Consider the following 9356-nt stretch of genomic DNA (forward strand, 5'->3'; position numbering starts at 1 on the left):
CGCGCCGAAAGCGGGGCTAAAGCCCCGCACTCCATATGGCGTGCGGTCCGCTTTTCTATGCCGGATTATCCATCGCCCAACAAGTTTGAAAAAGTGCGGACGCCTCGGGACAAACTCACTTTGCGTACCCCGCCAAATGTTGACGAATCAACTCAAAAATCAGATGTCGGAAAATCGCGAAACTTTCTTTTCTTGCCAGTCTTCGCGGTGATGCCCCCGGGCGAAGATCGGCCCCAGGAAGCTGCTCCAGGTTCGCCAACGCCGCTCGGCGTGCATATCATTAAACAAATGGACGCCCGCGCAACGGCCAATGGGAAGCGGTTTCCTGCCCAGGGATGCACGAGCGGTCATCTCACCACGGCCGATTATCGGGTGGAATGAGCACCCGCCGACAGGCAACCGGCTTCCCTCACGTGTCAATTGGACATCGACCAGCGATTGAGTACCCCACGGAACCATGCACGATTCGTCAGCACTTCTGAATGATCTTGTCCGCCAGCGGATCCTCATCCTCGACGGTGCGATGGGGACGATGATCCAGACCCTGCACCTGGATGAGGCGGCCTACCGCGGTGATGCCTTCGCGCATCACCCGGCCCCTCTCAAGGGGTGTAACGATCTCCTCTCCATCACGCAGCCCGATGCGATTACGGGCATCCATCTGGCCTATCTCGAAGCCGGCGCCGACATCATTACGACCAACACATTCAACGCCAATCGCATCTCGCTGGCTGACTACGCTTTGACGGATCATGTGGCCGCCATCAACGCGGCGGCGGTTCAGTGTGCCAGAAACGCCATTGCTCGGTATCAGGCGACCCATCCGGAGAGTGGTCCCCGTTTTGTGGCGGGATCGATTGGCCCGACCAATCGGACGGCTTCGCTTTCGCCCGACGTCAACCGACCGGGATATCGCGCGGTCACGTTCGATGATCTTTACGCGGCTTACCGAGAACAGGTGGAAGCCCTGCTGACAGCCGGGGTGGATATTTTGCTTGTGGAAACGATCTTCGACACGCTCAACGCGAAGGCCTGCTTTGTGGCCATCGAAGACGTTTTTGAAGCAAGCGGCCGGCGGGTGCCGGTGATGGCCTCGGTGACGATCACCGATCGGAGTGGCCGCACTCTTTCCGGACAGACCCTCGAAGCCTTTTGGATTTCGATCTCGCATGCCCCTCTTTTCAGCGTGGGAATTAACTGTGCGCTGGGGCCGGAGCTGATGCGTCCGTTTGTGGAAGAACTTTCGTCCCTCGCCCCGATCTGGACGAGCTGCCATCCCAATGCGGGACTTCCCAACGAATTCGGCGGCTACGACGAAACGCCGGAGCAGATGGCGGCCGTCCTAGCGGAGTTTGCCCAGAATGGCTGGCTCAACATCGTGGGCGGCTGCTGCGGGACCACGCCTGCTCATATTCGGGCCATCGCGGAGGCCGTCCGGGACAAGCGTCCCCGCACACCTTCCGAGATTCCTCGCTGGACGCGGCTGGCCGGGCTGGAGCCGCTGGTCATTCGTCCGGACAGCAACTTTATCCTCATTGGCGAGCGAACAAACGTGGCCGGATCGCGGCGGTTCGCCCGGCTCATCCGGGAAGGCCGCTATGATGAGGCGGTGGCCATTGCGCGCCAGCAGGTGGAAGGTGGGGCGAATATTCTCGACGTCAACATGGACGATGCCCTGCTGGATGGTGAGCAGGCCATGCGGGAGTTCCTCAATCGACTGGCCGCGGAGCCCGATATTGCACGCGTTCCCATCATGATCGACAGTTCCAAATGGTCGATCCTTGAGACGGGACTCAAGTGCCTCCAGGGCAAAGGGATCGTCAACTCGATCAGCCTGAAGGAAGGCGAAGAGGTCTTTCTGGAAGAGGCGCGAAAAATCCGCCGTTATGGGGCGGCGGTCGTGGTCATGGCCTTCGATGAGGAGGGCCAGGCGGTCACGATCGAACACAAGGTCCGCGTTGCGGAGCGGGCGTACCGGTTGCTCACCGAGAAAGTGGGTTTCCCGCCGGAAGACATCATTTTCGACCCCAACATTCTGACGGTGGGAACGGGAATCGAAGAGCACAACCGGTATGCGATCAATTTCATCGAGGCCGTGCGGCAAATCAAACAGCGCTGCCCCGGGGCCAAGACTTCGGGAGGCGTGAGCAACATTTCGTTTTCGTTTCGCTCCAGCGAGCCGGTTCGCCGCGCCATGCACGCCGCTTTCCTCTATCACGCCATTCAGGCAGGGCTGGACATGGCGATCGTCAATGCCGGGCAGCTCGACGTCTACGAAGAGATCGACCCGGAACTCCGGGAACTCGTCGAAGATGTGCTGTTCGACCGTCGGCCGGATGCTACAGAGCGGCTTATCCGCTTTGCGGAAAAACTTTCCACGACATCAACGGATGCGGCGACTAAAACCGAGCAAAAATGGCGACAGGCCCCGGTCGCGGAACGGCTCAAACATGCTCTCATTCACGGGATTGACGAGTTCATCGAACAGGATGTGGAGGAAATCCGTCAGCAAATGCCGTCGGCCCTGGCGATCATCGAAGGCCCCCTCATGGACGGCATGAAGGTTGTCGGTGACCTTTTCGGCCAGGGGAAAATGTTTCTTCCCCAGGTTGTCAAATCGGCCAGGGTGATGAAAAAGGCGGTGGCCTATCTGACGCCCTACATGGAAGCTGAGAAAGCGCGGTCGGGCGGAAACGGGCAGCATCGCGGGACGATTGTCCTGGCAACGGTCAAGGGCGACGTGCACGACATTGGCAAGAATATCGTGGGCATTGTGCTGGCCTGCAACAATTATCGGATTGTGGACCTGGGAGTGATGGTCCCCTGCGAGACAATTCTGGAGACAGCGGAGCGGGAGAAGGCCGATATCGTGGGACTATCCGGGCTGATCACCCCCAGTTTGGAAGAGATGGTCCATGTCGCCCGGGAAATGAATCGTCGCGGGATGACGCTGCCGCTCCTCATCGGTGGAGCGACGACCAGCGCGAAGCACACAGCGGTGAAAATTGCACCGGAATATGCCGGCGTCACTGTTCACGTGCCCGACGCGTCCAAGAGTGTTGGCGTGGTGGAGCGGCTGATGAATCCCGTGGAGCGGAGGGCGTTTGCAGAAGAAGTCCGCCGAGAGCAGGCCAAACTGGCGGAAAGCTACACTCAGCGTCGCACGGCCAATTTGGTTCCCTATCGGGAAGCGGTGGCACGTCGGTTCACCTGTGACTGGGCGAACGTGGACATCCCCCAACCGAGCTTCCTGGGCACCCGGACCGTGGAGGTGTCCGTGGAGGAACTGATCCCCTACATCGATTGGACACCTTTCTTCATCGCCTGGGAATTGCCCGGCACATATCCCAAAATCTTCAGCGATGCCCGGTTCGGTCAGCAGGCAGAGGCCCTCTGGCGTGATGCCCAGCGGATGCTCGAGGAGATCGCTGCCAACAAACTTCTTCATCCCCGGGGAGTTTACGGATTCTGGCCGGCCAATTCGGAGGGTGACGACATCCTTGTTTACACCGACGAGACGCGCAGCGAGGTCCTTGCCCGTTTCTATACATTGCGGCAGCAGTGGCGACGGCAGGGACAGGAAGTGTTTTTCGCCCTGGCCGACTTCATCGCCCCCGTGGAGAGCGGCCGTCCGGATTACATCGGCGCCTTCGCCGTCACGTCGGGACATGAGGCAGCGGCACTGGCGCGACAGTACGAAGAACAGCGTGACGACTATCGGGCCATCATGGTGAAAGCGCTGGCCGACCGGCTGGCCGAGGCCTTCGCCGAAAAGCTCCATGCCCAGGCACGGCGTGACTGGGGCTACGGGCGAGACGAGAACCTCTCCAACGAAGATCTGATCAAGGAGCGATATCGTGGCATTCGGCCAGCGCCGGGATACCCCGCCTGTCCGGATCACACGGAGAAGGCCACGCTTTTCAAACTGCTGCGTGCCACTGAAACGACGGGGATCCGGCTGACGGAGAGCTTCGCCATGGACCCGCCGGCTTCCGTGTGCGGATGGTATTTCGCCCATCCCCAGGCCCGGTATTTCACGGTGGACCGTGTGACCCGGGATCAGGTGGAGGCCTACGCCCGCCGCAAAGGGATGCCCCTCCAGGAAGTCGAGCGATGGCTTGCGCCGTATCTTGCCTACGAACTGGAGAGCTGAGCGCTGCGGGCCTCTTTCATCCTACGGATAAACCGCCGTCGTCAGCCCGGTACGGGACTGCACCTGGGCCGCGATGGCTTCCAGCTCCTGGGGCGAGAGCGCGGTGACGAATGACTCGGCAGGAGGACGCGCCACGGAGTAAATCTGCACCAGTTTGATCCGTCCGCCGGCGTTGAGGATTTCAGTCAAACGTTCACAGTAAGCGGTGATTTCCTCCGGCGGAGGGACCTGCTCATTCAACCGCATAAAAAGAGATTGAATCACAAGGGGGCGAACACGGGCAGCCTCCGTGATGTTGTCCAGAATTCGCCGGAAAGGAATGGACGTTCGGGCCACTTTCTGGAAATATTCCTCGGTACCGGCATCCAGCTTGGCCCAAATTTCACCTCCGTTTTCATCGAGGATCGCCAGTCCCCGCTGGACACCCGGCCGGTGGAACATGGAGGCATTCGTGATAAGGACCAGCTTGATGTCGTCTAATCGCTCGGTGCGGCGAACCTCCGCGGCAAGCTGGCAGATTTGCTCAAAATTGGTGAACGTGGTGGGCTCGCCATCGCCGCTGAAAGCAATGTCACGCAGGCAGCGGAGGGAAACCGGCGTGTCCACAAACTTGTCCATCAAAAAAAGTTCACCCTGCCGGACGAGTCGAATGGCCGCATGGAGCTCTTCGCGGAGCCGGTCTATTTCGACAAACACGCGACCCGGCAGCTCGCGGCGATCCACCTGACAATAGACGCAATCAAAATTGCAGATTTTGTCGGGGTTGAGATTGACGCCAATGGAGACCCCACCTGCGCGTCGGCTCACCACCGGATAAACAAACCGGAAGTTTCCGAAGGTGCGTTCGTGGCGGGTGAAAACGGTAGGCAAAGGACCGGGGACGGACATCGGCAAGCTGGAAAGACTGGACTCAACGGGGCCCAATGGCGAGCGAGCTTCGCAAAGATCTTGTTCCCGTTCGGTTTTCCTCAAAAATGCGAACCCCCTCGGCGCTCGAAACGAATAAGAGTCGTACAAAAGACACCCATGAGCCGGAAGTCTTCAACGCGCCCGCCGGATCACGGTGAATTCGTCCAGCGTGACGGTCGTGAGTTCACCATCCGGCAGCTCCAGGAGGATCACGTCGCTGTAGGTTTTTTCGTCTGGTGCCCTATCGAAATGAAGGCCGTGAGCGACCCGCTCGGTCCGCACCACGGTCCCCACCGTGCGGGTGATCCAGCTTTTGCTGCCCACCGTCACACGGTGTTCCACTTCAATTCGGTCACCGGGTTTGAGCTCCTCAATGCACGGAATCGTGTCCAATTCACTCCCGATCATGGCTCGGTCCTCGCCTTTGCCTGCCGATGAAAGACATGCCGATCCCCAACTCTTATTAGTTTACGAGGAGAACGGGCAGAAAGACAAGTTGACATTTGCGATCTTATTTCTTGCTTTATTTATTCGCCTCATTGTTCTAACGACCGTTTTGCGTTTCGGAAGTTCGCGCCACAGTTGATCTCAAGCCGTGGCGATTGTCGCATAAACCCAATCCGTGCCTGACTGGCGGTGATCCACTCTATCCATCAGGCTACTGCCGCACTCAGGGGCGACGCTGAGCCTGAGCTCTTTCCGCCGCCGTGATCGCCTCATCCTCCTGCTGAATCTTCGCCTTGAGGTCCTCCGTAAGCGGGGGCGGTGCAGCCTTCTTCTGGCCACAACCTGGCACACTCCCCAATACAAGCCCCAATACAACTCCCAGAATGACCGCCCCAAACAACCGCGTTATTCTTCTCAATTTGCTTTGATGTTGTGTCACTTTCAGAATCCTCCTTTTTTGAATACAGCCACAACAGATCACGTCGGTTCGCATGTTGGCCCAACACGTCGCTGGTTGGATTCGCCGCTGGAGCCACCAACGTTCGGTGCAGCATCACGCCCCGTCGCGCGCCATGGTTGGAAGTTCCGCTTTTTCTGAACCGTTCCTACAATATTCCCGGAGAGGCTCTCGAATCCGTTTGCTTGCTGACTGTGTCACCGACTGCTGAGAGAAATGGTCCGCTGCCCGCGAAGCCCTTGGCGGGTGACACACACGGGGGGAGGTCTGCGGGCAGCCAACCGGCGGCGTGAAGGGAGGGTGAGGCAGTGTGGATAGTCCCCAAACCCATCAGTACTGGACGGGCTCACCGTCATCGCTGAGACTCAGGCGTCGGAACACCTGATGCTCAATCGTGAAGCTCAGGAACCGCACACCTCCGTCGGCCATGCAGGCGTTCATCCCACCCGGATGAGAGGCCCCAAAGAAGGGATGCCACTGGCCCCACGCGCGGCCATCGACGTCCACCACAGTGGTCCAACCGGAGCCCGGATTGTACGGGGCCTTGTTGTCCGGGATGGGCGTCAGCCCGTATTCAGTGCCGTCACTTTTGCGAAAGGCACCCCAGCGGATGATGTCTTCGTCCCAGCCCGCGTTGTTCCACCTCTCGTTATCCCCGCCTTCTGAACCAAAGGCCTTGGGATGGAGCGCCTTTTCGCCCACCATGATGGTGTTGGAAGACCCATCCCGAAGCATCTCGACCCGCGTCTTCTTGGCATCTGTCTGGATAACGACACCGCGGAGTCCGTTGCTGCCCGATCCTCGGACGTCTCCGGCGTCGCGCTGGCCACCGTTTCCCGCGTAATCGGAGCGGTAAAACTTGCCACTTCCGTAATACTCCATGTAGCGGCGAGAGGGGCAATAATAGGTGGGGACCCCCTGCTGGGCCACGATGTCTTCTTTGCTGTTCTGTCCCGAACCAGGGGTCGGCGGATCATCCGCGTCGCTGGCCAGATCATAAATCGCCTTCTGCTCGATAAACGGGGTGATGTGGTAGAGCCAGCTCCAGCCATGCCGGGTCCGCGAATTGCAGCAGGCCGTCAGCGGATCGGGAACACGGTGATCACCATCCCGCGCCCCGTTCGGCAGCCAGCCGTACACATCCTGAAAGTTGTGAAAACCCAATCCAATTTGCTTGAGGTTGTTGCTGCACTGACTCCGTCTTGCTGCTTCCCGGGCCGCCTGCACGGCGGGTAAAAGGAGCGCGATCAGAACTCCGATGATCGCAATGACCACCAGGAGCTCGACAAGCGTAAAACCACGCTTCTTTGCGGACTTTTGTAGCCTGATACTGTCCATACGGTTCCTCCTTTAATCAGTTGACGGGTCCTTAGCCGCTTCCCATCGTTGTCGCGCCATTCCTGAGAGGACCCGACCTCAGCAACGGCTGGGATCACGTGACGTGCGTCCTCGATGTTTCCTGTCCGTCGTTCAGAGTCACTATACGGGCACCGTGTTAAGAAACCGTTATGAGAGCGCTAAGAATGTGTTAAAATGGCGTCGCGTTGAGAAATCTCGGGAATCGCGCGTGAACAACAGCCTTTAACCGACATTGGGTGGTGCCATGCTGAAGCGTCTTCTAACTGCTGTCCTGTCAATGGGAATCGTGAGCCTTAGCAGCTTTTTTACGACGCTGGCCACCGAGATTCCCGACGAGCTTGTCCTGGGATTTCGGAATCCCCCGGACGTGGCACGACCGGCTGCGTACTGGTGTTGGATGAACGGCTACGTCGATGTCCCGCAGGCCTTGTGCGAGCTGCGACAATTTCGGGAAAAGGGCCTCAGCGGGTTATACGTTTTCGATATTGGCGCACGTGATCCCGACAAGGTTATCCCCGCGGGACCGGCTTTTATGAGCCGGGAATGGGTTCGCCAGCTTGTGCCGCTCCTCAGCAAGGCCAAAGAGATGGGCATGGAAATCGGCCTCATCACATCAAGTAGCTGGAACGCCGGTGGCCCCTGGGTGACGCCCGAGTATGGAGCGATGGGACTTTTCACCACTCAGATCACCTGTGAAGGGCCGGGGCCTCTCGATGCCACCATCCCGCAGCCAGAACTCCCTCCCGCTGCCCACAAACATCCTGGCGGATGGCCCCCGATCTATCGGGATATCGCTGTGCTGGCGGTCCCGGCCGACACGGTTTACGATCGCCCGACGTTCGTTTTCCAACTGGCGCCGCCTGGTCGTTACCTCGTTGATCACGTCATCCTGTGCAACACCGAGTCGGAAGATCCCAGCAAGACCGGGCCACTTCACCGCTTCGTGAAGGGTTTCGCCGTTTACTTGTCAGACACGGACGACGCTCCCGAGGCGTTTCGCCTGGTCGTCAAGGGCGAACTGCAACCGACGACGGAACCGCAGCGGTTCGACTTTCCGGCGACTCACGCGCGATACGTCAAGCTGGAACTTCTTTCCAGGCACAATCCCCGTGAATCGCGGTGGGAACTGGGGGAATTTGAACTTTACACGCCCCAGGGCAATAACGTCGTCTCCCGAATAGTCAATGGTGGCAGCCGCACTGGGGCGGCTCTCGTGCGATTCACCACCCAGTGGAAAACCTCGGGGCCATGGTCGGCCGACTGCATTCACGACGGGGTCCGCAACGGTCCGCGAAATAGCTGGGCCTCGGCCGAGGAACCCCCTGTGGTCATCGCATCTCCCGCACAGGTCATCGACCTCACCGACCGGCTGGCGCCCGACGGCAAATTGCGTTGGGAGGTTCCGGCGGGGAAATGGCGAATCATTCGCTTTGGCTATGGAAACACGGGGCAACAACTCGTTCTCCCCAGCCCGAATTCCGCAGGCTGGGCCATCGACCATTTCAATCCTGACGCCACAGACTGGCATTTCAAACATATTTTGGAGCCATTGATCGCCGAGTTGGGACCACTTGATCAGACGGCTCTCAAGCAACTCTATGTGTGCAGCTACGAACTTCGCGGCGCTACCTGGACGCCAAAACTTTTGGAGGAATTTCAGCGTCGTCGCGGCTATGACATGAAACCGTTTCTGCCGGTCCTTTTGGGTTGCATCATGACGGATGAAGCGACCACGCGGCGCTTCATTCGTGATTATGAGACGACGCTTTCCGATTTGATTGTGGACGCCTTCTATGGCCGGGCCACGGAAATCTGTCACAAGCATGGTCTGAAACTCTGCGCGGAAGCCGGTGGTCCCGGCCTGCCGCTCCATCCTGTACCGGTGGACTCCCTCAAAGCCCAGGGGGCGATCGACATCCCGCGGGGCGAATTCTGGGTGGATGAACAGATCTGGGTGGTCAAAGAAACCGCTTGCGCTGCCCACGTTTACGGCAAGCCCATGGTTGACATGGAGGCGTTCACAAGCTGGCG

Annotated in this window: 7 protein-coding genes; 3 read left to right on the forward strand and 4 right to left on the reverse strand. The window is 59.1% G+C overall.

The features are described from left to right. On the forward strand, positions 1 to 381 hold a 381-nt coding region (locus H5U08_RS04870; protein WP_297030846.1), incomplete at its 5' end, for a hypothetical protein. A 76-nt stretch (positions 382 to 457) separates the two neighbouring features. After that, a complete protein-coding gene (gene metH, locus H5U08_RS04875; protein ID WP_297030849.1) occupies positions 458 to 4153 on the forward strand; it encodes a methionine synthase in 3696 nt (1231 codons plus the stop codon). A 21-nt stretch (positions 4154 to 4174) separates the two neighbouring features. Here metH and H5U08_RS04880 read toward each other — a convergent pair whose 3' ends face one another. The 4 genes from H5U08_RS04880 to H5U08_RS04895 all read right to left on the reverse strand — a co-directional run bounded on the left by H5U08_RS04880 (position 4175) and on the right by H5U08_RS04895 (position 7304). Next, positions 4175 to 4963 carry a radical SAM protein gene (locus tag H5U08_RS04880; RefSeq protein WP_297030851.1) on the reverse strand — a complete coding sequence of 263 codons (789 nt, stop codon included), beginning with the start codon at positions 4961 to 4963 and terminating at the stop codon, positions 4175 to 4177. A 231-nt stretch (positions 4964 to 5194) separates the two neighbouring features. Then, complete coding sequence (locus H5U08_RS04885; protein WP_297030853.1) at positions 5195 to 5470, reverse strand: hypothetical protein; 276 nt, start codon at positions 5468 to 5470, stop codon at positions 5195 to 5197. Between the two features lie 262 nt (positions 5471 to 5732). Further along, positions 5733 to 5948 carry a hypothetical protein gene (locus H5U08_RS04890; protein ID WP_297030856.1) on the reverse strand — a complete coding sequence of 72 codons (216 nt, stop codon included), beginning with the start codon at positions 5946 to 5948 and terminating at the stop codon, positions 5733 to 5735. A 348-nt stretch (positions 5949 to 6296) separates the two neighbouring features. Then, positions 6297 to 7304, reverse strand: coding sequence for a DUF1559 domain-containing protein (locus H5U08_RS04895; protein ID WP_297030857.1), 1008 nt, complete (start codon positions 7302 to 7304; stop codon positions 6297 to 6299). A 265-nt stretch (positions 7305 to 7569) separates the two neighbouring features. Between H5U08_RS04895 and H5U08_RS04900 the strand changes: the two genes are divergently transcribed. Further along, positions 7570 to 9356, forward strand: a 1787-nt coding sequence (locus H5U08_RS04900; RefSeq protein WP_297030859.1) for a glycosyl hydrolase, incomplete at its 3' end; no start/stop codon positions are given.

The sequence above is a fragment of the Thermogutta sp. genome (genome assembly GCF_014359955.1).
Taxonomy (GTDB): domain Bacteria; phylum Planctomycetota; class Planctomycetia; order Pirellulales; family Thermoguttaceae; genus Thermogutta.